The sequence below is a fragment of the Lysobacter sp. TAF61 genome (assembly GCF_052113485.1).
GTDB lineage: Bacteria > Pseudomonadota > Gammaproteobacteria > Xanthomonadales > Xanthomonadaceae > Lysobacter_J.
On sequence record NZ_JBFRDH010000002.1, the window covers coordinates 550052 to 575726 of the forward strand.

Genomic DNA, 25675 nt, shown 5'->3' on the forward strand with positions numbered 1-25675 from the left:
CCCTCTCGCCTTACAGCGCCGCCACCGCCGCGTTGAACGTCGCGCTCGGCCGCATCGCCTTCGCCGTCAGTGCCAGCTCCGGGTGGTAGTAGCCGCCGATCTCCACCGGCTTGCCCTGCACCGCAGCGAGCTCCTCGACGATCTTCGTCTCGTTGCTCTCCAGCGCCGCGGCCAGCTTGGCGAAGCGGGCCTTCAGGCCGGCATCGGCATCCTGCGCCGCCAGTGCCTGCGCCCAGTACATCGCCAGGTAGAAGTGGCTGCCGCGGTTGTCGATGCCGCCGACCTTGCGCGAAGGTGACTTGTCGTTGTCGAGGAACTTGCCGTTGGCGGCATCGAGTGCGTCGGCCAGTACGCGCACGCGCGGATCGCCGTAGCGGTCGGCCATGTGTTCGATCGAGGCGGCCAGCGCCAGGAACTCGCCGAGCGAATCCCAGCGCAGGTAATCGTCTTCGACGAACTGCTGCACGTGCTTGGGCGCCGAACCGCCGGCGCCGGTCTCGAACAGGCCGCCGCCGGCCATCAGCGGCACGATCGACAGCATCTTGGCGCTGGTGCCCAGCTCCATGATCGGGAACAGGTCGGTCAGGTAGTCACGCAGCACGTTGCCAGTCACCGAAATGGTGTCCTCGCCCTTGCGGATGCGTTCGAGCGACAGCTTCATCGCATCGACCGGCGCCAGGATGCGGATGTCCAGGCCGCTGGTGTCGTGGTCCTTGAGGTAGCGCTCGACCTTGGCGATCACGTTGGCGTCGTGCGCGCGCTGCGGGTCCAGCCAGAACACCGCCGGGGTGTGGCTCAGGCGCGCGCGGTTGACGGCAAGCTTGACCCAGTCCTGGATCGGCGCGTCCTTGGTCTGGCACATGCGCCAGATGTCGCCGGCTTCCACCGCATGCTCCATCAGCACGTTGCCGGCCTCGTCGAGCACGCGCACGGTGCCGTCGGCCGGAATCTGGAAGGTCTTGTCGTGGGAACCGTATTCCTCGGCCTTCTGCGCCATCAGGCCGACGTTGGGCACGCTGCCCATCGTCGCCGGGTCGAATGCGCCGTTGGTCCTGCAGTCGTCGATCACCGCCTGGTAGATGCCGGCGTAGCAGCGGTCCGGGATCACCGCCTTGGTGTCCTGCAGCCTGCCGTCGGTGTTCCACATGCAGCCCGAGTCGCGGATCATCGCCGGCATCGAGGCGTCGACGATGACGTCGCTGGGCACGTGCAGGTTGGTGATGCCCTTGTCGGAGTTGACCATCGCCAGCGCCGGACGCCGGGTGTACTCGCTGGCAATCTCGATCTCGATCGCGGCGGCAACGTCGGCCGGCAGCGAGGGCAGGCGCGAGTACAGGTCGCCCAGGCCGTTGTTGGCGTCGAAGCCGGCCTGATCGAGTTCCTTGCCGTGCCTGGCCAGCGTGTCGCGGAAGAAGCGCTTGACCACGATGCCGAACATGATCGGGTCGGAGACCTTCATCATCGTCGCCTTCAGGTGCAGCGAGAACAGCACGCCCTGGGCCCTGGCATCCTCGATCTGCGCGTCGACGAAGCTCGACAGCGCACTGGCGCTCATCACCGAAGCGTCGATCAGCTCGCCGGCCTTGACCTTGATGTTGGTCTTGAGCATGTTGCGGCGGCCGTCCTTGCCGACCAGGTCGATCGAGACCGTGCCGGCCTGTTCGATCAGGCGCGACTGCTCGCTGCCGTAGAAGTCACCGCCGTCCATGTGCGCGACATGCGACTTCGATTCGCTGCTCCACTTGCCCATGCGGTGCGGATGCTTGCGTGCGTACTGCTTCACCGACGCCGGCGCGCGGCGGTCGGAGTTGCCTTCGCGCAGCACCGGGTTGACCGCGCTGCCCTTGACCTTGTCGTAGCGGGTCTTGATGTCGTTCTCGCGCTCGCCCTGCGGCTCTTCCGGATAGTCCGGCAGCGCATAGCCCTGCTGCTGCAGTTCGACGATGGCCGCCTTGAGCTGCGGCACCGAGGCGCTGATGTTGGGCAGCTTGATGATGTTGGCGTCCGGCGTGGTCGCCAGTTCGCCCAGCTCGGCCAGGTGGTCGCCGATCTTCTGGTCATCCTTCAGGAAGTCCGGGAAGTGCGACAGGATGCGGCCGGCCAGCGAGATGTCGCGCGTCTCCACGGCAATGCCCGCGGTGGCGGTGTACGCCGCGACGATCGGCAGCAGCGACTGCGTGGCCAGGAACGGCGCTTCGTCGGTCAGCGTGTAGATGATCTTGGGAGTGTTGGACATGTCGGCGTGACTCGCTTGCGGATGCAGTGTGGTCGGGAGGCCTGGGCAGGCCCGGCAATACCGGCGCTGCCGGTAGGTGCCGATGGCGACGCGCGCCCGCGGGCGCGCAACCGTCGCATTGTCGCGGTTTCAGCTGGGGCGGGCAAAGCGCCAGGCGCAACGCTGTGTGCGCTGGCGCCGTCCATACGCCGGAGTGTTGGCGCCGTGTGCGGGCCTCAGCTGGCGCCGCAGCACTTCTTGTACTTCTTGCCGCTGCCGCACGGGCACGGCTCGTTGCGGTCCGGCGTGGCTTCCTTGCGGATCGGCTCGCGCGGGGTCAGCGCATCGATGCGCTGGTGGTGCAGGTCGGCGAGCATGGCGGGCAGGCTGGCGATGACTTCCAGGCGCTCGCGATAGCTGACCGGGGTGCCCGGCTGCTCCGGGTCTTCGCCGACGATCTCGCCGCTGGCGAGGCGGTCGAAGCGCAGGAAGATCTCGTCGATCCACTCGTGTTCGTCCAGCCAGGTGTCCCAGGCGATCTCGCTCAGTTCGACGCCGCGGAAGAAACCGAAGGCCCAGTCGCGGCCGACATCGAGGTCGTCCTCCTGTTCCTCTTCCGGGTCCTCGGGCAGCCACAGCAGCGGGGCGAGGTGGTCGGGCAGGTCGTCTTCGCCGAAGCGCACGCGCTGGCTGACCATGTTCCAGTGGCCCTGCAGCAGGGCTTCGACCTGCTGGCGCTCTTCGTCGTCCTTCCAGCGCGGCTGCGTGCCCCAGACCGGTCCCTGCCACTGCTCGAACGCGATGGTTTCCGGGCCCACGGCGAGCGCCGACAGGTAGCCGTCGAGCGCTTCCAGGTTGAAGCCCTTGAAGGGCACCGCGCGCTGTTCCAGCAGTTCGGCCAGTTGTTCGATCTGGGTGTCGTCGAGATAGGCGGGGGCTTTCATCGGGGGACTCGGGGTCGCAGAAACGCGACATGGTAGTCGCATGCGTGTTTTCTCGCCGAGAATGCAGCCATTCCGCCCGATTCAGTGTTGTATCCAGATGACCAGCCTCTGCCCATGTGGCCTCGGCCGCCCCTACACCCGATGTTGTGGCCCGCTCCACGCAGGCGGGGTTGCCGAGACGGCCGAAGCGCTGATGCGGTCGCGTTACAGCGCGTTTGTCCTTGCGGACGTCTCCTACCTGCTGGCCACGTGGCATCGCGACACGCGGCCGCCGGCGCTGGATCTGGGCGAGGCAGGCGCCACGCGCTGGCTTGGGCTGGAGGTCAGGCGCCACGCGATGACCGGCGCCGACCGCGCCACCGTCGAGTTCGTCGCCCGCTACAAAGTGGGCGGAGCGCCGGCCGTGCGCCTGCGCGAGGTCAGCCGGTTCGCGCGCGAGGATGGCCGCTGGTTCTACCTCGACGGTGAGTTTGCGTAAGGTAAAAAAAAGGGCGCGGCAAAGGACCGCGCCCATGCTTGCCCACCATGAGGTGGGGGAGAGAGAGGGTTGCCTTACTTGACCTCGAACTCGGTGGTAGAGGCCGATGCGCCGTTGACGGTGACTTCGGCCTTGTACTTGCCGGCCGGCCACGGCTTGGCATTGGTGAACTCGAAGTTGGTGGTTTCCGCGCCAGTGGTGTTGAGCGCCTGCTTCATGTCGCCGGCGGTCTGGCCGTCCTGGTAGAGCAGCCGCGCGCCGATCTCGGCGTTGCTGGCGGTACCGTCGGTGGCCACCGAGACGATGATCTTGTCCTTCGAGGTGAAGGCCATCGTCGGCGCGGCGATCTTCTTGTCGGCGCCCGCGGCGGTGCCGAGGGTGACGCTGGTGACGCTCACGCCAGCCGGTACGGCTGCCGGCATCGGTTCGGCCGGCGGCATCGGCGCGGTCTCGGCCGGCGGCGGCGTCACCGCAACCGGTTCTTCCTTCTTCTTGCAGCCCACCACCGCCAGCGATGCCAGCAGGGCTACGGCCACGGCGTAGTTCACGCGGTTGCGGATCATCATGTGTCGATCTCCTTGGAATTCTGTGCGCGGAAAACTTCAGTCCAGCGGCGGGTCAGTCCAGCGGCGGGATCTTGAGGACCTGGCCGGGCTGGATCTTGTCGGGGTCGTCGAGCTGGTCGCGATTGGCTTCGAAGATCGCGTTCCACTTGTTCGCACTGCCGTAGAACTGCTTGGAGATGTGCGAAAGCGTGTCGCCCTTGGCGACGGTGTAGGACTGTTCGCCTACTTTCTCGGCGGTGGTGTCGACCGTGGCGCTCACGCCCGAGAAATCGGCCTTCTCGACCTTCTCGGCGGTGGTGTCGACGTTGGCGCTGACGCCGGAAAAATCGGCTTTCTTATCCGGTGTGGTCATGGGTGAACGGCTCCTGCCGGAATGGCGGGAGCACCATGACACGCACGTTGTTAAGGAAATATGGCGACCGGGTGAGCTTCGTCACAAGTCGTTATCAGTCGCGTCGCGGCGCGGCGCTATTGCCGTTCGTCGCGACCCGCGGTCGGTTGTTCATGCCCGGGCGTGGCGCGCCAGGGATTGATGTCCAGGCCGCCGCGACGGGTGTAGCGCGCTTCAACCGACAGCCGTTGCGGCGTTGCGCGCGCCATCAGGTCGCAGAAGATCCGCTCCACGCATTGCTCGTGGAACTCGGCGTGGTCGCGGAACGACACCAGGTAACGCAGCAGGCCGGCGCGATCGAGTTTCGGGCCGTGGTAGCTGATCACCACGCGCGCCCAGTCGGGCTGTCCGGTGACCGGGCAGTTCGACTTGAGCAGCGAACTGGTCAGCGTCTCGCTGACCACATGCGAGGCGTCGGCCGCGAGGTGGTCGGCATTGGGCGGGCCGTAATCGTCGACGCTGACATCCAGGCCGTCGATGCAGTCGATGACCGCATTGTCGGCGCTCTCGTCGATCGGCGGCAGGCCGAAGGCAACGTCGACCGCCGCGCCGGCCGCGCGCGACAGGTCGTCGACCATGCGCCCGCGCACCGCCTCGTCGCTGTCGAAACGCGTGGAGTTGAACGAGTTCAGGTACAGCTTCAGCGACTTCGATTCGACCAGGTTCGGCGCGGTCGCCGGCACCGTGATCGTGGCCGTGCCGACGTGCGGCTTTCCATGCGCATCCAGCCAGCTCAGCTCGTAGGCGTGCCAGCGGTCCAGGCCGATGAACGGCAGGGCGCGGTCATCGATGCCGATCTCGCCGCGGCCGAGCGCGCGCGCGATCGGGAACAGCAGGGAGGCGTCGTACTTGCGCGGGTAGTCGACGTGGCGGCCGAGCGGAAGGTCTTGGGGGGTCATGGCGGCGATTTTACCCGTGGCGGACCGCCCCAACCTGACCACCGGCCCGTGATGGCGCCGCAAGGATCGGATATCGGCCGCGCCGCCACCGGCCCAGACTGCGCCCATCGACCCGTGCGGCCCGACACCATGCTCACCCTCTACGACTACCTGCCCTCCCGCAACGCCTGGAAGGTCCGGCAACTGCTGCAGCACCTGCACCAGCCGTACCGGACCCGCATGGTCAGCATCTTCGAAGGCGAGGGCCGCCAGCCCGGCTACCTGGCGATCAGCCCCACCGGCACGGTGCCGGCGATCGAGCTCGACGATGGCCGCACGCTGGCCGAGTCCAACGCCATCCTGATGTACCTGGCCGAAGGCACCGATTACCTGCACGACGACGCCCACGGCCGAGCGAAAGCCTGGCAATGGCTGTCGTTCGAACAGGAGCGGATCGAAAGCCAGATCGGCGCACTGCGCCACTGGACCCTGACCGGCAAACTCGCGCGGCGACCCGAAGCGCTGGTGGCGGCCAAGCGCGCAGCCGCCACCAACGCCCTGGCGATCCTCGAACGCGAACTGTCGGCCCGCGACTTCATCGGCGGCGACCGCTACGGCATCGCCGACATCTCGCTGTTCGCCTACGTCAGCGTCGCCGCCGATGCCGGCTTCGACCTCCACGCACATCCCGCCATTTGCCGGTGGCTCGACCGGGTGCGGGCGCAGCCCGGACACCTGCCGGACGTTCACCCGTACGCGATGGACCCGCATTCGGTGAAGGAGCTGGGCTGAGCCGGGGTCTCATGTTTACCCGGGGCCGTTCCGCAGCCAAGTGGTCAGCCCTGCGGCTGGTGCAGGTAATCCAGCGTCACCTGCAGCAGCGCGCGCAGGCCCAGGTCGAGAGCCGACTCATCCAGCGCGAACTGCGGCGAATGATTGCTCGGCGCAGTCACCGGATCGATGCCCTTGGCCGTGGCGCCGACGAAGAAGAACATCGACGGCACCTCCTTGGCGAAGTATGAAAAGTCCTCCGCGCCCATCTGCAGCGACGGCTCGACCACGTTGTCGGCGCCGGCAACCGCCTGAAGGCTGGGCAGCATGCGCGCCGTCAGCGCCGGATCGTTGACCGTGACCGGATTGCCCTCGCTGTCGGGCACGTTGGCGATGGCCGTGGCCCCGTTGGCGATGCTGACGTGCTCGGCGACGTTCTTCAGATCACTGAAGATCTTCTGCCGCATGCCCTCGTCGAAGGTGCGGATGGTGCCGACCATTTCGACTTCATCGGGAATGATGTTGTAGCGGATGCCACCGTTGATGGCGCCGAAGGTGACCACCGCCGGCAGCTTGGCGATGTCGGTGCGGCGGCTGACGATGGTCTGCGCGGTGCCGATGACGTCGGCCGCGGCGACGATCGGATCGATGCCGCCCCACGGACGCGAACCGTGCGTCTGCCGGCCCTTGATCTTGATGGTGAACTTGTCCGAGGCCGCCATCAGCGGACCCTGGCGCACGCCGATCTGGCCGGCCTGCAGCGTCGAGAACACATGCAGGCCAAACATCGCATCGGGCTTGAAGGACTTGAACACACCTTCTTTCAGCATCAGCGAAGCACCGCCTTCCTCGCCATCGGGCGCGCCCTCCTCGGAGGGCTGGAACACCAGCATCACCGAACCGGGCAGGTCGGCCTTCATCTTCACCAGCGCATCGGCGATGCCGAGCAGGATGCCGGTGTGAGCATCGTGACCGCAGGCGTGCATCACGCCGACCGTCTGCCCGCGGAACGTCGCGGTGGCCTTGGACGCGAACGGCAGGTCGACCTGCTCGGTCACCGGCAGCGCGTCCATGTCGGCGCGCAGGGCGACGCGCGGACCGGGATTGCCGCCCTGGATGATGACGACCACGCCGTTGTGGGCGATGCCGGTCTGCGGCTTCAGGCCCAGTGCGCGCAGATGCTCGGCGACCTTGGCCGCGGTGCGGGTTTCGCGGTTGGACAGTTCCGGATGCTCATGGAAATCGCGGCGCCAGGCCACGACCTCCTGCTGCACCGCCTTCGCCGCCGCGGTGACTTCCGGTCGCTCGGCGCCGGAACCGTCCGCGGCGTGGGCGGGCGCAGCCAGCAGCGCGGCGATGAGGGCGGGCAGGACGTGCAGGGCGGGACGACGCATCAAGGGCTCCGGTGTGGTCGTTGCCGCGATCGGCGACCGCGGCAGGTGTGTGAAAGGATGTCGGGGTGAAGCGGTCAGCCGCCGCCGTGCAGGTAGTCCAGCGCCACCTGCAGCATGGCGCGGGTGCCGACATCGAGCGACTGCTCGTCGAGCATGAACTGCGGCGAGTGGTTGATCGGCGCGTGCGCCGGATCAATACCGGGCGACGTGGAACCCACGAAGAAGTACAGGCCGGGCACGGTGTTGGCGAACTGGGCGAAGTCCTCGGCCACGGTCACCATCGGCATCTCGACGACGTTGTCAGCGCCGACCGCGCGTTGCAGCGATGGCCGCACGCGCGTGGTGAGCGCCGGGTCGTTGATCGTTGCCGGCGCATTGGCCGCGACATCGAGCTTGGCCGTGGCGCCGCTGGCGTGGGCGAAATCCTCGGCGGTGCGGCGGAAGCGGGTGATCACGTCCTCGCGCACCTTGGTGTCGAACGTTCGCAACGTGCCAACCACGCGTGCCTCGTCGGGAATGATGTTGAAGCGTACGCCGGCATTGAACTGGCCGGCCGTCAGCACCACCGGCGTGGCGGCGATGTTGACCTGGCGCGCGATCAGGCTCTGCGTGCCGAGCAGGATCTGGGCGGCAACCGTGATCGGGTCGACGCCGTCCCACGGGCGTGAGCCGTGCGTCTGCTTGCCGTTGACGGTCAGGCTCCACTCGTCGGCCGCGGCGAGCATCGGGCCGCTGCGCACGCCGACCTGGCCGACCGGCAACCCGGCCCAGACATGCAGCCCGAATACCGCGTCGGGTTTGAAATCGCGGAACACACCTTCATCGAGCATCAGTTTCGCGCCGAAGGTCTCGCCCGGGTTCGGCGGACCTTCCTCGGCTGGCTGGAACACGAACATCACTTCGCCGGGCAGGTCCTGCTTGTGTGCAGCAAGCGCAGTGGCCACGCCAAGCAGGATCGCCACGTGCGCGTCGTGGCCGCAGGCATGCATCACTCCGACCGGCTGGCCGCGGTACTGCGAGGTCACCTTCGAGGCGAACGGCAGGCCGGTCTGTTCGATGACCGGCAACGCGTCCATGTCGGCGCGGATGGCGATGCGCGGACCGGGCCGGCCGCCCTTGAGCACGGCGACGACGCCGGTATGGGCGATGCCGGTGCGCGGCTGCAGACCGAGCTTGCGCAGCTGGTCGGCGATCACCTTGGCGGTGCGCACTTCCTGATTGCCCAGCTCGGGATGCTGGTGGAGGTCGCGGCGCCAGGCCACCACTTGCGGCTGCACGGCCTTGGCGGCGGCGACGACGTCGGTGGCGTCAGTGGCGGAAGCGCCGGCATGGGCCGCCGGGGCCAGCAATGCGGCGAGCACGGCCGGGAAGATGGCGAGGTGCAGGGCGTGGCGCATGGCGCGTTGCTTCGGCTGACGCATCGAGAAGGACTCCGCAGAACAGGCCCCGATGCTAGCTGCCAAGGCCCCCTTGTTGTAGCCCGGGCCAGGTACTGCCCGACAGAATCTCCGCCTGACGTTTCCGGCTGAGCCCGGCAAGCGCCTGCCTGTACGACCAGTCGACCAGTTCGATCAGGTAATCCTCGGGCACGCGCCGCACATCGACGATCGTGATCCAGCGGTAGCGGCCCATGTAACGCGCCGGCTTCATGCCCGGCACGTCGGTGAGTTCAACGAAGCGCTCGGGACTGACCTTGATGCTGAAACGCCAGCGCTCCGGCTCGCTGGTCTTGAAGTAGGCGAAGGTCTTGCCACCGACGCTGTAGACTAGGATGTTGCTCGGCGCGGCATGCAGCACCCGCGTGGCGCCGCGGAAGCGCGTGCAATGCGCCTGAAGCTGCAAAGTGTCCATGTTGTTGGGCGCGCTCTGGGGCGGGCTACCGGGCCGGGAGGACGATGCCGGGATTGTTGCACCGGCGTGGTCCCGAACCTGTCAGCACAGTTGCGACAGCCAGCCGTCCTCGCACCACGATTGCAGATAGCCCACCGCCACCGCGGGCACCTGGGCGGCGGGCAGGTCCGCCAGCAGCGCCTCGCACAGCCCGGCAAAGTCGCCGCCCTGCAGGAAGTGGCCCAGGGCCAGGTCCTGGCTGCCATCGAGCGAGCGGAAGCGGCCGACCCGGTCTTCGTCGCGCCACAGCGCCCAACGCGCCTCCGCCGGCACCGCCAGCGGCGGAGCCTGCGCGGCCTTGATCGCCTGCCAGGTTTCCACGGTGTTGAAGGCGGCCCGGTAGCGCTGGACGCTGGGATGGAACTGCAACCGAAGCCCGGGCCAGGCCGCCTGCGGAAGCGCCAGCAACTGGCCCCAGTCCAGGCGGCTGCGGTCGGCGGCGTCGAATCCATCGAGCAGGCAGCGCTCGAACCGCGCCAGCTCGGCCAGCTGCGGATGCGCGGAAAACGGTTCGGCAACCGCCAGGTAGTCGGGCAGGCCAGCGCCGAAATCGCGCAGTGAGCGCACGCGCGAGGGATGGCTGGCGATGTAGCCGGCGCACATGCGCTCCCACAACTCGTCGCCGAGATAGGTACCGAGCACCGGGTGGTCGTTGTCCAGCGCCTCGCGCAATCGCGCGCCGTAGGCGTGGCCGTAGATGCCAAGTCCCAGCGCGACGGGCATGCGGCCGCTGGCGAGCAGGCCGCCGACTTCGCCGCTCGCATCGCCGCCGCGCATCTGCGCCAGGAACCGGCGCTGCAATGCCAGCAGGCCGTCGCCGCGGCGGCGAGCGGCAATCATGCCGCCACCGCCGCGCCGGCACTGGCGCGCGCGAATGCCGCACGCGCGAGGTCGAGCTCGGCCAGCAGTTCGGGCAGCGGCGGGAAATGATCGTCGCGTTCGATCATCGTGCTGACAGAGCCGAACCGGCGGATCGCATTTTCGTACAGCGACCAGACCGCATCGGGCACCTCGTGGTCGTGGGTATCGACACAGTGCGTGCCGTAATCGCTGTGCCCGGCGAGGTGGATCTGCCAGACCCGGTCGACCGGAATGCCGGCAAGGTAGTCGTTCGGATCGAATCCGTGATTGCGGGCGCTGACCTGGATGTTGTTGACGTCCAGCAGGATCCGGCAACCGCTGCGGCGGGCGATCTGCGCGACGAACTCCCACTCGGGCATGTCCGAGTCGCGGAACTCGACGTAGCTGCTGAGGTTCTCGAGCAGCAGCTCGCGGCCAAGGTGGTCCTGCACCTGCTGCACCCGATCGACGACGTGGGCAATGGTGGCCTCGTTGTAGGGCAGGGGCAGCAGGTCGTGGCTGTTGAGGCCATCCACGCCGGTCCAGCACAGATGGTCGGAGACCCAGGCAGGTTCGATGCGCAGCATCAGTTCGCGCAGGCGATGCAGATAGGCGCGGTCAAGCGGGTCGGTGCTCCCGATCGACAGCGACACGCCGTGCATGGCGATCGGATATCGACCGCGGATCTGTTCGAGGTAGTGCTGCGGCTTGCCGCCATCGACCATGAAGTTCTCCGAGATGATCTCGAACCAGTCGACGGCGGGCGAACCGGACAGGATCTGCTCGAAGTACTCCGGCCGCAGGCCCAGCCCGAAGCCGAGCCAGGGACGGACCTCCGGCGCGAGTGCGCCGGAGGGGTAGAGACGGGTTGCATGCGGCTGCATGATCAGCCCGCGTTGCCGCCGACGTTGGAGCAGCTGGCCGCCGGCAGCGCGACGAAGCCCTTGCCCTTGCAGCTGCCGTGGCCCTTGCAGGCGTTGTCGGCGGTCTTGCAGTCGTTGTGGCCCTTGCAGGCGTTGACGCCGTAGCAGTGCACCTGGCTGGCGGCGGCGGCGCTGAACTTCACCTTGGGGTCGACGCGGCTACCGCCGATGTCGCTGCACGCCTTCTCCGATGCGGCGACGAATCCCTTGCCCTTGCAGCTGCCCTGGCCCTTGCAGGCGTTGTCGGCGGTCTTGCAGTCGTTGTGGCCCTTGCAGGCGTTGACGCCGGAACAGTGCACGAGCTCGACCTTGTCGGCCGACTTGGACTTGGCGACTGCGGCCGGCGCCGCGAACGCCAGGCCGGCGGCCACCAGGGCCAGGGCGACGCCGGAAACGGGGATCAGGGAAGCTTTCATTGGATGGTTCTCCAGAACAGTAGGAAGAGATCGGGGGAAGAGATCGAGCGCGGGGAATTCCGTCGCCAGGGAACAGTTCGCACGAGGCATCGCGTTGGTTACACGCGCCGCCGCGCAGTCGGGGATCCCAGCCAGGCGAACAGGCGCCCGGCGAGCACGGCGGCCAGCGCCGACAGCACCAGCACCGCACCGAAATGCCACAGCAGCGACATCAGCGCGGTCTCGCCGCGATGCACCATCGCCACGGTCGCCGAAGACAGGGCGGCCGCCGACAACGCCGTGAGTGCCGCCGTCGCCGTCGGGCGGACGACGCCGGCGTGGCGCACCATCAGCAACATGACCAGGCCCAGCGGCAGGCTGGTCAGGACGATCGCGCGCGCGCACTCGAAGCTGAAGCCTTCGTAGGCAAACGCGCCGGCGCCCAACCGCGCCACGTCGCCCGCACAGCCCAGGCCGATGCCACCGAGCCACAGCAGCGCCGGGAGCAGCGGCAACCACTGCCATCGCGCGCTGCGGCCGGGCACGCTCACCTGGAACACCGCGAAGGCGGCGAACAGTCCGGTGATCGCGCTCGCGCCCCACTCGATCGCCGCGGCGGGCGAGCGCAGGTGCCGCAGCGCCCCCGGATCGAGGCCGATGCCGGCCACGACCAGCGCCAGCACCGCGATGGCCGCCGCCATCCAGGCCAGTGTCCGCCGCAGCGGCGAGGCAATCGGCCGCACCGGTGTGGCCGCATCGGCGAGTCGTCGGATCAGAACGTTGGTGTCAGTCATGGAGGTGGCCTTTGTCGATGACGATGCGCCGAAGGGTCTTGAGCGCGCGATGGCAGGCGACCTTGAGCGCGCCCTCGCTCTGCCGGCTCTGGCTGGATGCTTCGCGCAGCGACAACTCGTCCAGCCGCAGCAGCCGGATCGCCTCGCGCTGGCGCTCGGGCAGCGCCCCCACCGCGTCGCGCATGCGGTCGGCGACGTGGACGCGGGCGAGCGATTCGTCGGGCCCGGCCACCTGCGTCGCTGCATCGAAGTCCGGGTCGCTGCCGCACTCGTGCTGCTGGCGATGGCTGCGGCGGCGGAGCAGGTCGATGCAACGCCGACTGGCGATGGTGGCCAGCCAGGGCTTGAACGGGCGACCGGGTTCGTAGGTATGGCGGATGCGGTGCACCACCAGCAGCACTTCCTGCAACGCATCCTCGGCGTCCTCGCCCGGGCCGACGTAGCGCCGTGCGATCGCACGCACGTAAGGCGTCACCGCCCGCAACAGTGCGTGATAGGCGCTGCGGTCGCCGCACTGGGCCTGCAGCATCCACTGCCCCCAAAGGACATCGTCGGCCTGCGCCGTGTCTGCGGACATCGCTGGATCCTCGGGGGAATGGGGCGACGGCTGCGGCAGCACACAGGGCGCGGGATGCCCTGACACGCGGCCGCGCCGTCACTCCACAAGAGGCAGCGAAGGGGCGAAAGGATTCGCGGCGGTGCTGCCCCCCCAAAAGAAAAAGGCCGACTCTTGCGAGCCGGCCTTTGCTGGAAACACTGCGCTTGCGGCTTACGCCACCTTGACGATCCGCAGCGGGTTGTCCCATTCCTTCAGCAGCTCGGCCTCGCGCGCCTTGGCCTTGTGCAGGTGGTCTTCCTTTACGTGGCCGTAGCCGCGGATGTGCTCCGGGATGCCGGCGATCTCCGCAGCCAGGCCCACGTTGCTGCGGTCGAGCTTGCCGAGCAGGCCTTCGATCGTCGCGAAGTAATCGACGATGAGCTGGCGCTCCATCTTGCGCTCCTCGGTCTTGCCGAAGATGTCAAAAGCACCGCCGCGCAGGAAGCGCAGCTTGGCCATCCACTTGAACGCGGTGAACACCCACGGGCCGAACTCCTGCTTGATCAGGCGGCCCTGCGCGTCCTTCTTTGCCAGCAGCGGCGGCGCGAGGTGGAACTTCAGCTTGTAGTCGCCGTCGAACTGCTGCTCGAGCTTCTTCTGGAAATCACCGCTCGTGTACAGGCGCGCGACCTCGTACTCGTCCTTGTAGGCCATCAGCTTGAAGGCGTAACGGGCGACGGCCTCGGTCAGGTCGGTGGTGCCGGCGACGTTGCGCTCGGCCGCATGCACGCGCGCGACGAAATCGCTGTAACGCTTGGCGTAGCCGGCGTCCTGGTACTCGGTCAGGAAGGCGACACGGCGCGACACGACCTCGTCGAGCGAACGCGACAGGCGCGCGTCGTCGAGCGGCAGGAACGCGACGTTGTCGCCGCCATGTGCGGGCACGTGGCGCAGCTCGTCTTCCTTGCGGGTCGTGCGCGGTGCGCTGGTGGCGCCCCACTCGTTGCCTTCCCAGGCGCCAGGCGACAGCATCGGCAGCTCGCCCGGAGTGGCTTCTGCAGCCGTCTGCGCGTTGCGCACCAGGCCTGCCGACTCGGCGACGGCCTTCGGATCGATCACGGCCAGGCGGCCCCAGGCGAACGCGGTCTTGTTCATCTCGATCGCGGCGCCGTTGAGCTCCACCGCACGCATGATCGAATCCAGCGACAGCGGCACCAGGCCCTGCTGCCAGGCGTAGCCGAGGATGAAGAGGTTGGATGCGATCGCATCGCCCATCAGCGCGGTGGCGAGCTGGGTGGCGTCGACCACGTGCGGGTCTTTGCCACCGAGCGCGACCTTGATCGCGGCGATGATGTCGGTCGCCGGGAACTGCATGTCCGGACGGGTGGTGAACGTGCCCGGCATCGCCTCGTAGCTGTTGATCACGACCGAGCTGCGCCCGGCACGCACCTTCGACAGCGCCCAGTAGTCGTTGACCACGACCATGTCGCAACCCAGCACCAGGTCGGCTTCACCGGCGGCGATGCGCACGGCGTGGATGTCGGCCGGCGTCCGGGCGATGCGGATATGGGTGGTGACCGCACCTCCCTTCTGCGCCAGGCCGGTCTGGTCGAGCACGGTCGCGCCCTTGCCTTCCAGATGCCCGGCCATGCCGAGCAGCGCGCCGATCGTCACAACGCCCGTGCCGCCGACGCCGGTGATCAGGATGTTCCAGGGCTGGTCGAGCGACGGCAGCTGCGGCATCGGCAGGTCACTCAGGCGATCCTTCGCGCCGCTGCTCTTCTTCTTGCGCAAGCCGCCGCCTTCCACCGTCACGAAGCTCGGGCAGAAGCCGTTGACGCAGGAGTAGTCCTTGTTGCAGTTCGATTGATCGATCTCGCGCTTGCGGCCGAACTCGGTTTCCTTCGGCAGCACCGACACGCAGAACGACTTCTTGCCGCAGTCGCCGCAGCCTTCGCAGACCAGCGAGTTGACCATCACGCGCTTCTGCGGATCGACCATCTTGCCGCGCTTGCGGCGACGGCGCTTCTCGGTGGCGCAGGTCTGGTCGTAGATCAGGACGCTGGTGCCCTTCACTTCGCGCAGGCGCTTCTGGACGGTGTCCAGTTCCTTGCGGTCGAAGAACTCGACGTCGGACGGGAAGATCTCGCGCTTGTTCCACTTGGCGATGTCGTCCGACACCAGCACGATGGTCTGCACTCCTTCCGAACGCACCTGGTGGGCGATCTGCGGCACCGACAGCGTGCCGTCGACCGGCTGGCCGCCGGTCATCGCGACCGCGTCGTTGTAGAGGATCTTGTAGGTGATGTTGACGCCGGTCGCGACCGACTGGCGGATCGCCAGCGAGCCCGAATGGAAGTACGTGCCGTCGCCGAGGTTCTGGAAGACGTGCTGCGTTTCGGTGAACGCCGCCTGCCCCGACCAGGTCACGCCTTCGCCGCCCATGTGGGTGAAGGTGTCGGTGCTGCGGTCCATCCAGGTCACCATGTAGTGGCAACCGATGCCGCCGAGCGCGCGCGAACCTTCCGGCACGACGGTGGAGGTGTTGTGCGGGCAACCCGAGCAGTAGTGCGGCACGCGCGGGAACTGCGCGCGCGGCAGGGCCAGCTCGGATTCCTTCTCGGCCATCCAGCGCAGCACGTTCTCGATGTGCTCGCTGTTGTGGAACTTCTGGATGCGACGGCCGATCACGCCGGCGATGGTGGCCGGGGTCAGCTCGCCGGTCGACGGCAGGATCCACTCGCCCTGCTCGTCGTACTTGCCGACGATCGACGGACGCTGGCCGCTCCAGTTGTACATGTACTCCTTCATCTGGCGCTCGATGAAGGCGCGCTTTTCCTCGACGACGACGATGTCTTCAAGTCCTTGCGCGAAGCGGGTGATGCCGACCGGTTCCAGCGGCCAGGTCATGCCGACCTTGTAGACGCGGATGCCGAGGTCGGCGCAGGCGTTCTCGTCCAGGCCCAGGTATTCCAGCGCCTGCAGCACGTCGAGGTAGGACTTGCCGGTGGTGACGATGCCCAGGCGCGCGCGCGGCGAATCGATGACCGTGCGGTCGATGCCGTTGGCGCGGGCGAAGGCCTGCGCGGCCTTGACCGCATAGCGGTGCAGGCGCATTTCCTGGTCCATCGGCGGATCGGGCCAGCGGATGTTGAGGCCGCCGACCGGCATCTCGAAATCATCCGGGGTCACGATCTGGATCGACAGCGGGTTGACGTCGATCGACGCCGACGACTCCACCGTCTCGGCGATCGTCTTGAAGCCGACCCAGCGACCGGTGTAGCGCGACATCGCCCAGCCGATGACGCCCATGTCGAGGATGTCCTGGACGCCGGCCGGGTTGAGGATCGGCATCATCGCGCTGACGAACTCGTCTTCCGAGCCGTGCGGCAGCGTCGACGAGCGGCAGGCATGGTCGTCGGCGGCCAGCGCGAGCACGCCACCGAACTTCGAGGTGCCAGCGGCATTGGCGTGCTTGAACACGTCACCGGTGCGGTCCACGCCCGGGCCCTTGCCGTACCACATGCCATACACGCCCTCGACCTTTGCGCCGGGGAACAGGTTGGTCTGCTGCGTGCCCCAGACCATGGTCGCGCCGAGGTCCTCGTTGAGGCCCGGGGTGAACTTCACGCCGGCCGCTTCGAGGTGCTTGCGGGCGCGCCACAGCTCCAGGTCGAAGCCGCCCAGCGGGCTGCCGCGGTAGCCGGAGATGAAACCGGCGGTGTTGAGCCCGGCGGCCTGGTCGCGCAGGCGCTGCATGAGCGGCAGGCGCACCAGCGCCTGCACGCCGCTCAGATAGATGCGGCCCTGTTCGCGGCTGTACTTGTGCTCGAGCGAGTAGTCGGTATCGAGCACCGAATTGGTAAGCGCGGTGTTCGCCGAGGACGGCGAGCTGAGTTCGGCAGTGCTGGTCATGCGTGGCTCCGGCGCGCCGGGGGGCGCGGGGGTGGCTGCGGACGCCCGTAACCATGCCTCGCGACGGGTGGTCGCGACGCAAAAGTCCGAGCAAAGACTCGGAATTGTAGCAGTCAGTCCACTCTGGGCCGGGTGCCGGGCATGGCGACGCCGCGCGGGCCGCGCCGCGCCCCATTCAGGCGGTGCCGAAAGCAGAGCAAGCGGCGGGCGTCAGGCCCGGCCGTTGATCCAGGTGCCCTGCACCTGCAGGTCGTGGTCCAGCATGACCAGGTCGGCGCGGAAGCCCGGCGCGATGCGCCCCAGTTCGCCGCCCAGACCGAGGAATTCGGCCGGGTAGGTCGAGGCCATGCGGCAGGCTTCTGGTAGCGGCAGGCCCAGTCGCTCGACCGTATTGCGGACCGCAGCGGCCATGTCCAGCGCCGAGCCGGCGAGGGTGCCGTCGGCCGTGGTGCACTGGCCGTCGCGACAGGTCATGGTCACCCCGTAGAGCGCGAAGTCCTCGCGCTCGCCGCCGACGGGCGGCATCGCGTCGGTGACCAGCATCATCTTGCCGATCGGGCGCGCGGCGATCGCCACGCGCAGGGCGGCGTCGTGGACGTGGTAGCCGTCGACGATCAGGCCGCACCAGACGTCCGGGTTTTCGAGCGCGGCACCGACCGCGCCGGGCTCGCGACTGTTCAACGGCGTCATCGCATTGAACAGGTGGGTAACGCCGCGGATGCCGGCCGCGAAGCCGTCGCGCAATTGTTCGTAGGTGGCCGCGGTGTGGCCGGCGCAGACGAGCACGCGGCGGGCGGCGAGCTCGCGCAGGGTGTCGGTGCTGAAGCGCTCCGGCGCCAGGGTCAGCATCGTGCGGCCCTTGCCGAGCGAGGCGACCAGGTCGAGTTCGTCCTTGCCCGGCGTGTGGAACTTGGCCGGGTCGTGCACGCCCTTGCGCGCGGCGTTGAGATACGGGCCTTCGAGGTGGATGCCGAGGATGCCCGGCACGCCCTGGTCGATCGCGTCGCCGGTGGCGGCAATCGCGCGCGCCATCACGGCGGTGTCGTCGCTGATCAGCGTCGGCATCAGGCCGGTGGTGCCGAACTTGCGGTGCGCAGCGGCAATCGTGCGCAGGCCGTCCACCGTCGGCTCGTCGTTGAACAGCACATCGCCGCCGCCGTTGACCTGGGTGTCGATGAAGCCCGGCACCAGGTAGCCGCCAGCGAGGTCGACGATCCTGGTGTCTTTCGGCGCGGCGCCGGGCAGCACGGCGACGATGTGGCCGTCTTCCACCAGCGCGCAGACATCGGATTCGAAGCCGTGGTCGGTGAGGATGTGGCCGTTGTGGAAGGCGGTCGTGGTGGTCATGGCATCAAACCGTCTCGGTGACCTTGTTCAGATGCGGCGGCACGTCGGGGTTGTGACCGCGCGCGACCGCCAGTGCATTGACCGCCTTGTAGAAGCTCTGCACCGCCAGCAGCGGCGTGCAGGCCGGATGCGGCGAAGCCGGCATCGGCAGGGCGTCGTCGCGGTGCTCGCCCGGACGCGCCAGCCAGACCGGGGCGCCGCGCTTGTGGAATTCCTCGACCACCGCGACCGTGCCGGCGCCGGTGTCGTCGTCCTGGGCAAACGCGAGCACCGGGAAGCCGGGGCCGACGATGGCCATCGGGCCGTGCTTGACCTCGGCCGAGGAGAACGCCTCGGCGTGCAGGCCGCAGGTTTCCTTGAACTTCAGTGCGGCTTCCTGCGCGGCGCCCAGGCCAAGGCCGCGGCCGACCACGAACAGGTTGTGCGCGTCCTTGAGGCCTTCGACCAGCGGCGTCCAGTCCTGCGCCCAGGCGGCGCGCAGTGCGGCGGGCAGTTCATCGGTGGCCTTGAGCAGGGCGGCGTCGCCGCTCCAGCGGGCGGTCAGCTGCAGCAATGCGGCGAGCGAACACAGGTAGCTCTTGGTCGCCGCGACGCTGGTCTCGGGGCCGGCGCGCAGCGGGATCACGGTGTCGGCGAGCTTCGCCAGCGGCGAGTCCTCGACGTTGACGAGGGCGACGACCAGCGCCCCGGCGGCCTTGGCGATCTCGGCATTGCGGACCAGGTCCGGGCTCTTGCCCGACTGCGAGATGGCGACGAACAGGGCGCCCTCCATGTGCGGCTGGACGGCATAGACCGAACCCACCGACGGCGAGGCTGAGGCCGTGACCAGGCCGAGCGTGGTCTCGAACAGATACTTGCCGTAGGTCGCCGCGTGGTCGGAGCTGCCGCGCGCGCAGGTGACGATGAAGCGCGGCCGGTCCTGCTTCAGGCGGGCGACAAGTGCATCGATGATGCCGGCATTTGCGGCGAACTGGCCGGCAACGACGTCGGCCGTCTGCTCGGCTTCGGCGTACATCCGGGTCGCGGTGGGGGCGATCATGCGGTGGTCCTGGAAAGACGGGTAGAAGGGGGTTGAGAGCGGCCCGCGCTCATTCGCTCTGCAGCTCGGCAACGAAATCGTAAGCATCGCCGCGGTAGAACGAACGCGTGTATTCGACGACGCGGCCGTCGTCGAGGAAGGTGCGGCGCTCGATGAAGAGGCCGGGACTGCCCTCGGCCAGATTCATCAGCCGGGCCTGCTCGGCGTCGAAGGCGATCGCGCGCAGGCGCTGCAGGGCCCGGGTCGGGCGCAGGCCGAGCTTGGTGAAGGCCTCGTACAAGGAGTTCTCGACCAGGCCCGGATCGGCCAGCACGGACTGAGGAACCACCGTGCGCTCCAGCGCCAGCACCATCTCGTCGGCGATGCGCAGGCGGTAATAGCGCACGACCTGGGCGCCGGGCGACAGGTTCAGCGCCATCGCCTCGTCGGGCGTGACCTCGCCGACGCTGCGCTCGAGGAAGCGCGACTTCGGGTCGAGGCCGCGCGCGCGCAGGTCGTCGGTGAAGCTGGTGAGCTTGGAGAAGGATTTGACGATGCGCTCGGCGACGAACGTGCCCGCGCCCTGGCGCTGCATCAGCAGGCCGTCGCCGACCAGGCCGGCAATGGCCTTGCGCACCGTCACCCGCGACAGGTCGAGCAACTTGCTCAGCTCGCGTTCGCTCGGCAGCGCCTGGCCGGCCGTCAGCTCGCCGTTCTCGATTGCGTGCTGGAGGGTCCGGCGCAGGTGCTGGTAGGCCGGCGCGCGTCGCGCATCGGCCTGGCGGCTGAACTCGTTGACTAGATACTCCTGCATACGGCAAAAGATACCAGTGAGATACCAATGACGGCAACCAGCCCGGGAATACGTATTCAGTACTCGACTAAAGTCGGGGGTTTGCGGGCCTGGTATTTGACTGGTATCGTCACTGGTATGGTTCTGGTCTTGTTCTTGGTAGCAGCCCCCAATCCCTCCGCGCGGAGCGTCCCGTGAGCCCCTCCATCGCGCCGATGGCGCCTTTCGATCTGATCATCTTCGGCGGCACGGGCGACCTGGCCCTGCGCAAGCTGCTGCCGGCCCTGTTCCACCGCTATGTCGACGGCCAGATCGTCAGCGGGACCCGGATCTTCGGTCTGGCCCGCGACACCCTGGGCGACGGCGACTACCGCGACCGCGTCCGCGAGGCGCTGCAGAAGGGCCTCGCCGACGACCCGCGGTCGCCGGCCGCGCTCGAACCGTTCCTGGAGATGCTCTCCTACCGCCGCATCGACCTCAGCGCCGACACCGGCTGGCCCGAGCTGGCCAGCGAGCTGCCGGACGAATCGCGGGTGCGCGTGTTCTACCTCGCGGTCGGTCCGGACCTGTTCGGCAGCGTCGGCGCGCGCCTGCAGGCGCACGGCCTGACCGGCGAGAACACCCGCGTCGTCGTGGAAAAGCCGATCGGCCACGACCGCGCCAGCGCGGTCGCCATCAACGACGCCCTCGGCGCGGTCTTCCACGAATCGCAGATCTACCGCATCGACCATTACCTCGGTAAGGAGACGGTGCAGAACCTGATCGCGCTGCGATTCGGCAATGCCCTGTTCGAACCGCTGTGGAAGGCCGAGCACATCGACCACGTGCAGATCACCGTGGCCGAGACCGTCGGCCTGGAGCGTCGCGCCAGCTACTACGACAAGTCCGGCGCGCTGCGCGACATGGTCCAGAACCATATGTTGCAGCTGCTGTGCCTGGTGGCGATGGAACCGCCGTCGTCGCTGGCGGCCGATGCCATCCGCGACGAGAAGCTCAAGGTGCTGCGCGCGCTGCGCCCGATCGAGAACGGTGCGACCGCGCAACAGACCGTGCGCGGCCAGTACCGCGCCGGCGCGGTCGAAGGCCGGCCGGTGCCGGGCTACCTGGAAGAACTCGGCCGCAACGATTCGCGCACCGAAACCTTCGTCGCGCTCAAGGCCGAAGTGCGCAACTGGCGCTGGGCCGGCGTGCCGTTCTACCTGCGCACCGGCAAGCGCCTGTCCGACCGCATGTCGGAGATCGTGGTCACCTTCCGCCAGGTGCCGCATTCGATCTTCGGCGAGCTGGCCGAACCGATCTATCCGAACCAGCTGGTCATCCGCCTGCAGCCCGACGAGGGCGTGAAGTTGTGGCTGATGAACAAGGTGCCCGGCCCCGGTGGCCTGCGCCTGCGTCGCGTGCCGATGGACCTGAGCTTCGCCGAGACCTTCGGCGGTCGCCAGCCGGAAGCCTACGAGCGCCTGCTGATGGACGTGGTGCGCGGCAATCCGATGCTGTTCATGCGTCGCGATGAAGTCGAAGCGGCGTGGGGCTGGATCGACCCGATCCGTGCCGCCTGGGAAGCCAGCGCCGAAGCGCCCAAACCCTATACCGCCGGCAGCTGGGGCCCCAGCGCCGCAGTGGCGCTGATCGAACGCGACGGCAGGACCTGGCATGAAGATGCTGTCTGACCCGCTGTCCAGCCCGCGGCAAGCGGGCATGCAGGCCGAACGAATCCATGCGGAGCGACTGACCGTGCTGACACCGGATCCACTGCCACTGCGCGAGCACCTCTTCGATGATCGCAACCAACTGGCGCTGGCGCTGGCCAAAGCGGTCGCCGCGGATCTGCGCGGCGCCATCGCCCGACGCGGCTACGCACGCCTGGCCGTGTCCGGCGGCACCACGCCGCGCGAATTCCTGAGCGAACTGTCGAAGCAGACGCTGGACTGGGCCCACGTCACCGTGGTCCCAGTCGATGATCGCTGGGTCGCGCCCGACCACCCGCGTTCGAACGAACGCCTGTTGCGCGAGACGCTGTTCCAGGGCGCGGCCGCGCAGGCCCAGCTGTTGCCGCTGCGGCGCCCGACCGCAACGCCGGAAAGCGCCTTGCTGCCGGTGCTGACCCAGGTCGCCAACGAGGCGTTGCCGCTCGACGTGGTGGTGCTGGGCATGGGCGAAGACGGCCACGTCGCATCGCTCTTCCCGGATCTGCAGCGTCGCGACATCGGCCTGCAACCCAGCGGCCGCGCGCCGGTGCTGGCCGTGCGCAGCGCTGCCGCACCGGAGCCGCGGATCACCCTTACGTTGAGCGCGATCTTCACCGCGCCGTCGTTGTACCTGCATATCGAAGGCGCGAAGAAGCGCAACGTGCTCGACGCTGCCGCACGCGACCCACGTTCCAAGCTGCCGATCCGTTCGGTGCTGTCGGGCGCGCCGGTGGTGCCGATGTTGTTCTGGAGCCCATGAAACCGGAAACCGCAATGAGCCTGCACCCTGTAGTCGCCGAAGTAACCCAACGCATCCGCGAGCGCAGTCGCGACCGTCGAGCCGCGTACCTGGCGCGCATCGACGCCGCTGCCGGGCGCGGGCCGCATCGCGCGACGCTGTCGTGCGGCAATCTCGCCCATGGCTTCGCCGCCTGCTCGCCCAGCGACAAGGCGGCCCTGCGCAGTGGCCAGGCGCCCAACCTGGGCATCGTCAACGCCTACAACGACATGCTCTCGGCGCACCAGCCGCTGGAGCGCTTCCCGTTCCTGCTCAAGCAGGCCGCGCGCAGCGTCGGCGCCACCGCGCAGGTCGCCGGCGGCGTGCCGGCGATGTGCGATGGCGTCACCCAGGGCCGCGCCGGCATGGAGCTGTCGCTGTTCTCGCGCGAAGTGATCGCACTGTCGACCGCGGTGTCGCTGTCGCACGACATGTTCGACGCCGCGCTGTACCTGGGCGTGTGCGACAAGATCGTGCCGGGCCTGCTGATCGGTGCGCTGAGTTTCGGCCACCTGCCGGCGATCTTCGTGCCGGCCGGTCCGATGACCTCGGGCCTGCCCAACGACGAGAAGTCGCGCGTGCGCCAGCGCTACGCGGTCGGCGAAGCCACCCGCGAGGAACTGCTCGAAGCCGAAGCGCAGAGCTACCACGGTGTCGGCACCTGCACCTTCTACGGCACCGCCAACTCCAACCAGATGCTGATGGAGCTGATGGGCCTGCACCTGCCGGGTGCGAGCTTCATCAACCCCGACAATCCGCTGCGCGACGCGCTGACCGCGCAGGCCGGCCGCCGCGCGGCGGAGATCACCGCGCTTGGCGACGACTACCGTCCGGTCGGGCGCATCATCGACGAGCGAGCGATCGTCAACGGTGTCGTCGGCCTGCATGCGACCGGTGGCTCGACCAACCACCTGCTGCACCTGATCGCGATCGCTGCGGCGGCCGGCATCGAACTGCGCCTGGAAGACTTCGACGCGCTGTCGTCGGTGGTGCCATTGCTGGCGCGCGTGTATCCCAACGGCAGCGCCGACGTGAACCATTTCCACGCTGCCGGCGGCCTCGCTTTCCTGATTGGCGAACTGCTCGATGCCGGCCTCGTGCACGGCGACGTCGAGACCATCGCCGGCCCCGGCCTGGCGCGCTATCGCGTCGAGGCGAGGCTGGCGCCGGAACAGCAGGTCGAATACGTGCCGGCGACCGGACGCAGCGGCGATCCCACGGTCCTGCGTCCGGTCGCCGACCCGTTCCGCGCCGACGGCGGCCTGCGGGTGCTGCATGGCCCGCTCGGCACGGCCGCGATCAAGGTGTCGGCAGTGCCGGAAGATCGCTGGGTCATCGAAGCGCCTTGCCGGGTGTTCTCCGAGCAGGGCGAGGTCAAGCACGCCTTCGAGCGTGGCGAACTCGATCGCGACGTCGTTGTAGTCGTGCGCTTCCAGGGCCCGCGCGCGAACGGCATGCCGGAGCTGCACCAGCTCACGCCGACGCTCGCGGTGCTGCAGAAGCGCGGCCACCGTGTCGCGCTGGTGACCGACGGTCGCATGTCCGGCGCGTCCGGCCAGGTGCCGGCAGCGATCCATGTCAGTCCGGAAGCGGCCTGCGGCGGCGACATCGCGCGCCTGCGCGACGGCGACGTGGTCCGGGTCGATGCGCGCGGCGGAAAGCTTGACGTGCTGGTGCCGGCGGACGAGTGGAGGCTGCGCGAACACGCCAGCGCCGATCTGTCGTCGAGCCATGTCGGCATGGGGCGCGAGCTGTTTGCGGTGTTCCGCAATGCAGCGGCGACGGCCGATCTGGGCGGCGGCATTTTCGGCGTCGCGTGAGTACATCCGAAGTCGTCGTCCCCGCGGGGGCGGGGACCCGGCGAATTCACCGCGCGAACTCACTGCGCGACTTCAAAGACACTGGGTTCCCGCCTTCGCGGGAATGACGATGACCTTGCATCTGGAGAGATGACTGATGGGCCTGCTTGAATCCGTACTGCACGTCGCCCCGGTGATGCCGGTGGTGGTGATCGAAGACGCGCGTCATGCCGTGTCGATGGCGCGCGCGCTGGTCGCCGGTGGCATTCCCGCCATCGAGATCACGCTGCGCACGCGCGCCGCGCTCGATGCAGTGCGTGCGATCGCCAATGAAGTCGAGGGCGCCATCGTCGGCGTGGGTACCGTGCGCAAGCCGCAGGACCTGGTCGACGCACAGCAGGCCGGTGCGCGCTTCGCCGTTTCGCCGGGCTCCACGCCGGACCTGATCGCCGCGGCCAAGGACTCGCCGCTTCCGTGGCTGCCGGGCGCGGCCACCGCCAGCGAAGCGATGACGTTGTCCGAGCACGGTTTCATCTTCCAGAAATTCTTCCCGGCCGAAGCCGCCGGCGGCGCGGCGGCATTGCGCTCGCTGCACGGCCCGCTGCCCGAGATCCGCTTCTGCGCAACCGGTGGCATCGGCGCGCACAACGCCCGCGACTACCTGGCCACCCCCAACGTCGCCTGCGTAGGCGGTTCGTGGATCACGCCCTCGCGCCTGGTCGCGGCCGAGGAATGGGGTGCGATCGAAGCGCTCGCACGCGCGGCGACGCTGCTGCGCGCGTAGTACGTGCTGTAGAACCGGCGGCTGCGTGGGACAAGGAAGCCAACTGGTTGCCATCGCAGAACGGAGAAGGGAGCCCTCGGGCTCCCTTCCTGCCTCCGGCAATGGCGAACGCAGTTACTTGAGTTCGATCACCACCGTCTTGACCGCGGTCTTGCCGGAGTTGGTGGTGTCGTGCGTGACCGGCCCGCTCCATACCGCTTCACCGGGCTTGCGGGTCATCGTCTTGGTGACGCCATCGGTGACCTGCGTGGCGGTGCCGCCCGTGACGAAATAGACGACGTTGTCGCCGTGCGAATGCACCCCGGTGCTTGCGCCCGGTGGCATGTTCAGTTCGAGCACCCGCACCTTCTCGTTGTCGAGCAGGACCTTCACGTTCTTGCCGGCGGTCTTGGCCATGTCCTGGGCAGACGCCGGTGCGAACGCCAGGCACGCGAAAGCGAGCAGGCACGCGGCCGGCACGATGGTTGGTTTCATGGTGGATTCTCCGTGGCTCACGGCGAGCGCGAAGATCCGATGTCAGGGCATGTCTGCAGGCA

General features: G+C 68.2%; 24 protein-coding genes. 6 read left to right on the forward strand and 18 right to left on the reverse strand.

The window, feature by feature from the left end:
* Positions 1 to 10: 10 nt before the first annotated feature.
* Both AB4Y64_RS06900 and AB4Y64_RS06905 read right to left on the reverse strand, forming a co-directional pair.
* Positions 11 to 2236, reverse strand: coding sequence for an NADP-dependent isocitrate dehydrogenase (locus AB4Y64_RS06900; RefSeq protein WP_441815692.1), 2226 nt, complete (start codon positions 2234 to 2236; stop codon positions 11 to 13).
* Positions 2237 to 2451: 215 nt separating this feature from the next.
* Positions 2452 to 3159, reverse strand: coding sequence for a UPF0149 family protein (locus AB4Y64_RS06905; RefSeq protein ID WP_441815693.1), 708 nt, complete (start codon positions 3157 to 3159; stop codon positions 2452 to 2454).
* Between the two features lie 97 nt (positions 3160 to 3256).
* Here AB4Y64_RS06905 and AB4Y64_RS06910 point away from each other — a divergent pair, with 97 nt between their 5' ends.
* Positions 3257 to 3637 (forward strand): YchJ family protein, encoded by a 381-nt coding sequence (locus AB4Y64_RS06910; RefSeq protein ID WP_441815694.1) that lies wholly within the window; start codon positions 3257 to 3259, stop codon positions 3635 to 3637.
* Between the two features lie 74 nt (positions 3638 to 3711).
* On the opposite strand, the gene AB4Y64_RS06915 is transcribed toward AB4Y64_RS06910, so the two are convergent.
* From AB4Y64_RS06915 to queF, 3 genes are all read right to left on the reverse strand, one after another.
* On the reverse strand, positions 3712 to 4203 hold the full coding sequence (locus tag AB4Y64_RS06915; protein ID WP_441815695.1) for a hypothetical protein: 492 nt from the start codon (positions 4201 to 4203) through the stop codon (positions 3712 to 3714).
* Positions 4204 to 4255: 52 nt separating this feature from the next.
* Positions 4256 to 4555, reverse strand: a complete 300-nt coding sequence (locus AB4Y64_RS06920; protein ID WP_441815696.1) for a LysM peptidoglycan-binding domain-containing protein — start codon at positions 4553 to 4555, stop codon at positions 4256 to 4258.
* Between the two features lie 116 nt (positions 4556 to 4671).
* Positions 4672 to 5493, reverse strand: a complete 822-nt coding sequence (gene queF / locus AB4Y64_RS06925; protein WP_441815697.1) for an NADPH-dependent 7-cyano-7-deazaguanine reductase QueF — start codon at positions 5491 to 5493, stop codon at positions 4672 to 4674.
* 129 nt (positions 5494 to 5622) lie between these two features.
* Between queF and AB4Y64_RS06930 the strand changes: the two genes are divergently transcribed.
* Positions 5623 to 6264: a glutathione S-transferase family protein gene (locus tag AB4Y64_RS06930; protein ID WP_441815698.1), complete on the forward strand. Its 642-nt coding sequence runs from the start codon at positions 5623 to 5625 to the stop codon at positions 6262 to 6264.
* A 44-nt stretch (positions 6265 to 6308) separates the two neighbouring features.
* Here the strand turns inward: AB4Y64_RS06930 and AB4Y64_RS06935 are convergent, their stop codons facing one another.
* The 12 genes from AB4Y64_RS06935 to AB4Y64_RS06990 form a co-directional block, all read right to left on the reverse strand.
* Positions 6309 to 7637: a M20 family metallopeptidase gene (locus AB4Y64_RS06935; protein WP_441815699.1), complete on the reverse strand. Its 1329-nt coding sequence runs from the start codon at positions 7635 to 7637 to the stop codon at positions 6309 to 6311.
* 74 nt (positions 7638 to 7711) lie between these two features.
* Complete coding sequence (locus AB4Y64_RS06940; RefSeq protein ID WP_441815857.1) at positions 7712 to 9034, reverse strand: M20 family metallopeptidase; 1323 nt, start codon at positions 9032 to 9034, stop codon at positions 7712 to 7714.
* A gap of 55 nt (positions 9035 to 9089) precedes the next feature.
* Positions 9090 to 9488 (reverse strand): MmcQ/YjbR family DNA-binding protein, encoded by a 399-nt coding sequence (locus AB4Y64_RS06945; protein WP_441815700.1) that lies wholly within the window; start codon positions 9486 to 9488, stop codon positions 9090 to 9092.
* An 81-nt stretch (positions 9489 to 9569) separates the two neighbouring features.
* Positions 9570 to 10367 (reverse strand): HvfC/BufC family peptide modification chaperone, encoded by a 798-nt coding sequence (locus AB4Y64_RS06950; protein WP_441815701.1) that lies wholly within the window; start codon positions 10365 to 10367, stop codon positions 9570 to 9572.
* On the reverse strand, positions 10364 to 11251 hold the full coding sequence (bufB, locus tag AB4Y64_RS06955) for an MNIO family bufferin maturase (RefSeq protein WP_441815702.1): 888 nt from the start codon (positions 11249 to 11251) through the stop codon (positions 10364 to 10366). The genes AB4Y64_RS06950 and bufB overlap by 4 nt, the downstream gene beginning before the upstream one ends.
* 2 nt (positions 11252 to 11253) lie before the next feature.
* Positions 11254 to 11706: a BufA2 family periplasmic bufferin-type metallophore gene (bufA2, locus tag AB4Y64_RS06960; RefSeq protein WP_441815703.1), complete on the reverse strand. Its 453-nt coding sequence runs from the start codon at positions 11704 to 11706 to the stop codon at positions 11254 to 11256.
* 98 nt (positions 11707 to 11804) lie between these two features.
* Positions 11805 to 12479 (reverse strand): NrsF family protein, encoded by a 675-nt coding sequence (locus AB4Y64_RS06965; RefSeq protein ID WP_441815704.1) that lies wholly within the window; start codon positions 12477 to 12479, stop codon positions 11805 to 11807.
* On the reverse strand, positions 12472 to 13056 hold the full coding sequence (locus AB4Y64_RS06970; protein WP_441815705.1) for an RNA polymerase sigma factor: 585 nt from the start codon (positions 13054 to 13056) through the stop codon (positions 12472 to 12474). The genes AB4Y64_RS06965 and AB4Y64_RS06970 overlap by 8 nt, the downstream gene beginning before the upstream one ends.
* A 192-nt stretch (positions 13057 to 13248) precedes the next feature.
* On the reverse strand, positions 13249 to 16932 hold the full coding sequence (locus tag AB4Y64_RS06975; protein ID WP_441815706.1) for an indolepyruvate ferredoxin oxidoreductase family protein: 3684 nt from the start codon (positions 16930 to 16932) through the stop codon (positions 13249 to 13251).
* A gap of 210 nt (positions 16933 to 17142) precedes the next feature.
* Positions 17143 to 18279, reverse strand: a complete 1137-nt coding sequence (gene nagA, locus AB4Y64_RS06980) for an N-acetylglucosamine-6-phosphate deacetylase (RefSeq protein WP_441815707.1) — start codon at positions 18277 to 18279, stop codon at positions 17143 to 17145.
* Between the two features lie 4 nt (positions 18280 to 18283).
* A complete protein-coding gene (locus AB4Y64_RS06985; RefSeq protein ID WP_441815708.1) occupies positions 18284 to 19318 on the reverse strand; it encodes an SIS domain-containing protein in 1035 nt (344 codons plus the stop codon).
* Between the two features lie 49 nt (positions 19319 to 19367).
* On the reverse strand, positions 19368 to 20111 hold the full coding sequence (locus AB4Y64_RS06990; RefSeq protein WP_441815709.1) for a GntR family transcriptional regulator: 744 nt from the start codon (positions 20109 to 20111) through the stop codon (positions 19368 to 19370).
* Between the two features lie 173 nt (positions 20112 to 20284).
* Between AB4Y64_RS06990 and zwf the strand changes: the two genes are divergently transcribed.
* From zwf to eda, 4 genes are all read left to right on the forward strand, one after another.
* Positions 20285 to 21760, forward strand: a complete 1476-nt coding sequence (gene zwf, locus AB4Y64_RS06995; RefSeq protein ID WP_441815710.1) for a glucose-6-phosphate dehydrogenase — start codon at positions 20285 to 20287, stop codon at positions 21758 to 21760.
* Positions 21744 to 22538, forward strand: a complete 795-nt coding sequence (gene pgl, locus AB4Y64_RS07000) for a 6-phosphogluconolactonase (protein WP_441815711.1) — start codon at positions 21744 to 21746, stop codon at positions 22536 to 22538. Before zwf ends, pgl begins: the two co-directional genes overlap by 17 nt.
* Before the next feature lie 14 nt (positions 22539 to 22552).
* Positions 22553 to 24376, forward strand: coding sequence for a phosphogluconate dehydratase (gene edd, locus AB4Y64_RS07005; protein ID WP_441815712.1), 1824 nt, complete (start codon positions 22553 to 22555; stop codon positions 24374 to 24376).
* A 136-nt stretch (positions 24377 to 24512) separates the two neighbouring features.
* On the forward strand, positions 24513 to 25139 hold the full coding sequence (eda, locus tag AB4Y64_RS07010; protein WP_441815713.1) for a bifunctional 4-hydroxy-2-oxoglutarate aldolase/2-dehydro-3-deoxy-phosphogluconate aldolase: 627 nt from the start codon (positions 24513 to 24515) through the stop codon (positions 25137 to 25139).
* A gap of 114 nt (positions 25140 to 25253) precedes the next feature.
* Here eda and AB4Y64_RS07015 read toward each other — a convergent pair whose 3' ends face one another.
* On the reverse strand, positions 25254 to 25613 hold the full coding sequence (locus AB4Y64_RS07015) for a hypothetical protein (RefSeq protein WP_441815714.1): 360 nt from the start codon (positions 25611 to 25613) through the stop codon (positions 25254 to 25256).
* Between the last annotated feature and the right edge of the window lie 62 nt (positions 25614 to 25675).

Coding starts and splice junctions, on each gene's coding strand:
- AB4Y64_RS06900 (WP_441815692.1), bottom strand. CDS start 2,236: ATGTCCAACACTCCCAAGATCATCTACACGCTGACCGACGAAGCGCCG.
- AB4Y64_RS06905 (WP_441815693.1), bottom strand. CDS start 3,159: ATGAAAGCCCCCGCCTATCTCGACGACACCCAGATCGAACAACTGGCC.
- AB4Y64_RS06910 (WP_441815694.1), top strand. CDS start 3,257: ATGACCAGCCTCTGCCCATGTGGCCTCGGCCGCCCCTACACCCGATGT.
- AB4Y64_RS06915 (WP_441815695.1), bottom strand. CDS start 4,203: ATGATGATCCGCAACCGCGTGAACTACGCCGTGGCCGTAGCCCTGCTG.
- AB4Y64_RS06920 (WP_441815696.1), bottom strand. CDS start 4,555: ATGACCACACCGGATAAGAAAGCCGATTTTTCCGGCGTCAGCGCCAAC.
- queF (WP_441815697.1), bottom strand. CDS start 5,493: ATGACCCCCCAAGACCTTCCGCTCGGCCGCCACGTCGACTACCCGCGC.
- AB4Y64_RS06930 (WP_441815698.1), top strand. CDS start 5,623: ATGCTCACCCTCTACGACTACCTGCCCTCCCGCAACGCCTGGAAGGTC.
- AB4Y64_RS06935 (WP_441815699.1), bottom strand. CDS start 7,637: ATGCGTCGTCCCGCCCTGCACGTCCTGCCCGCCCTCATCGCCGCGCTG.
- AB4Y64_RS06940 (WP_441815857.1), bottom strand. CDS start 9,034: ATGCGCCACGCCCTGCACCTCGCCATCTTCCCGGCCGTGCTCGCCGCA.
- AB4Y64_RS06945 (WP_441815700.1), bottom strand. CDS start 9,488: ATGGACACTTTGCAGCTTCAGGCGCATTGCACGCGCTTCCGCGGCGCC.
- AB4Y64_RS06950 (WP_441815701.1), bottom strand. CDS start 10,367: ATGATTGCCGCTCGCCGCCGCGGCGACGGCCTGCTGGCATTGCAGCGC.
- bufB (WP_441815702.1), bottom strand. CDS start 11,251: ATGCAGCCGCATGCAACCCGTCTCTACCCCTCCGGCGCACTCGCGCCG.
- bufA2 (WP_441815703.1), bottom strand. CDS start 11,706: ATGAAAGCTTCCCTGATCCCCGTTTCCGGCGTCGCCCTGGCCCTGGTG.
- AB4Y64_RS06965 (WP_441815704.1), bottom strand. CDS start 12,479: ATGACTGACACCAACGTTCTGATCCGACGACTCGCCGATGCGGCCACA.
- AB4Y64_RS06970 (WP_441815705.1), bottom strand. CDS start 13,056: ATGTCCGCAGACACGGCGCAGGCCGACGATGTCCTTTGGGGGCAGTGG.
- AB4Y64_RS06975 (WP_441815706.1), bottom strand. CDS start 16,932: ATGACCAGCACTGCCGAACTCAGCTCGCCGTCCTCGGCGAACACCGCG.
- nagA (WP_441815707.1), bottom strand. CDS start 18,279: ATGACCACCACGACCGCCTTCCACAACGGCCACATCCTCACCGACCAC.
- AB4Y64_RS06985 (WP_441815708.1), bottom strand. CDS start 19,318: ATGATCGCCCCCACCGCGACCCGGATGTACGCCGAAGCCGAGCAGACG.
- AB4Y64_RS06990 (WP_441815709.1), bottom strand. CDS start 20,111: ATGCAGGAGTATCTAGTCAACGAGTTCAGCCGCCAGGCCGATGCGCGA.
- pgl (WP_441815711.1), top strand. CDS start 21,744: ATGAAGATGCTGTCTGACCCGCTGTCCAGCCCGCGGCAAGCGGGCATG.
- edd (WP_441815712.1), top strand. CDS start 22,553: ATGAGCCTGCACCCTGTAGTCGCCGAAGTAACCCAACGCATCCGCGAG.
- eda (WP_441815713.1), top strand. CDS start 24,513: ATGGGCCTGCTTGAATCCGTACTGCACGTCGCCCCGGTGATGCCGGTG.
- AB4Y64_RS07015 (WP_441815714.1), bottom strand. CDS start 25,613: ATGAAACCAACCATCGTGCCGGCCGCGTGCCTGCTCGCTTTCGCGTGC.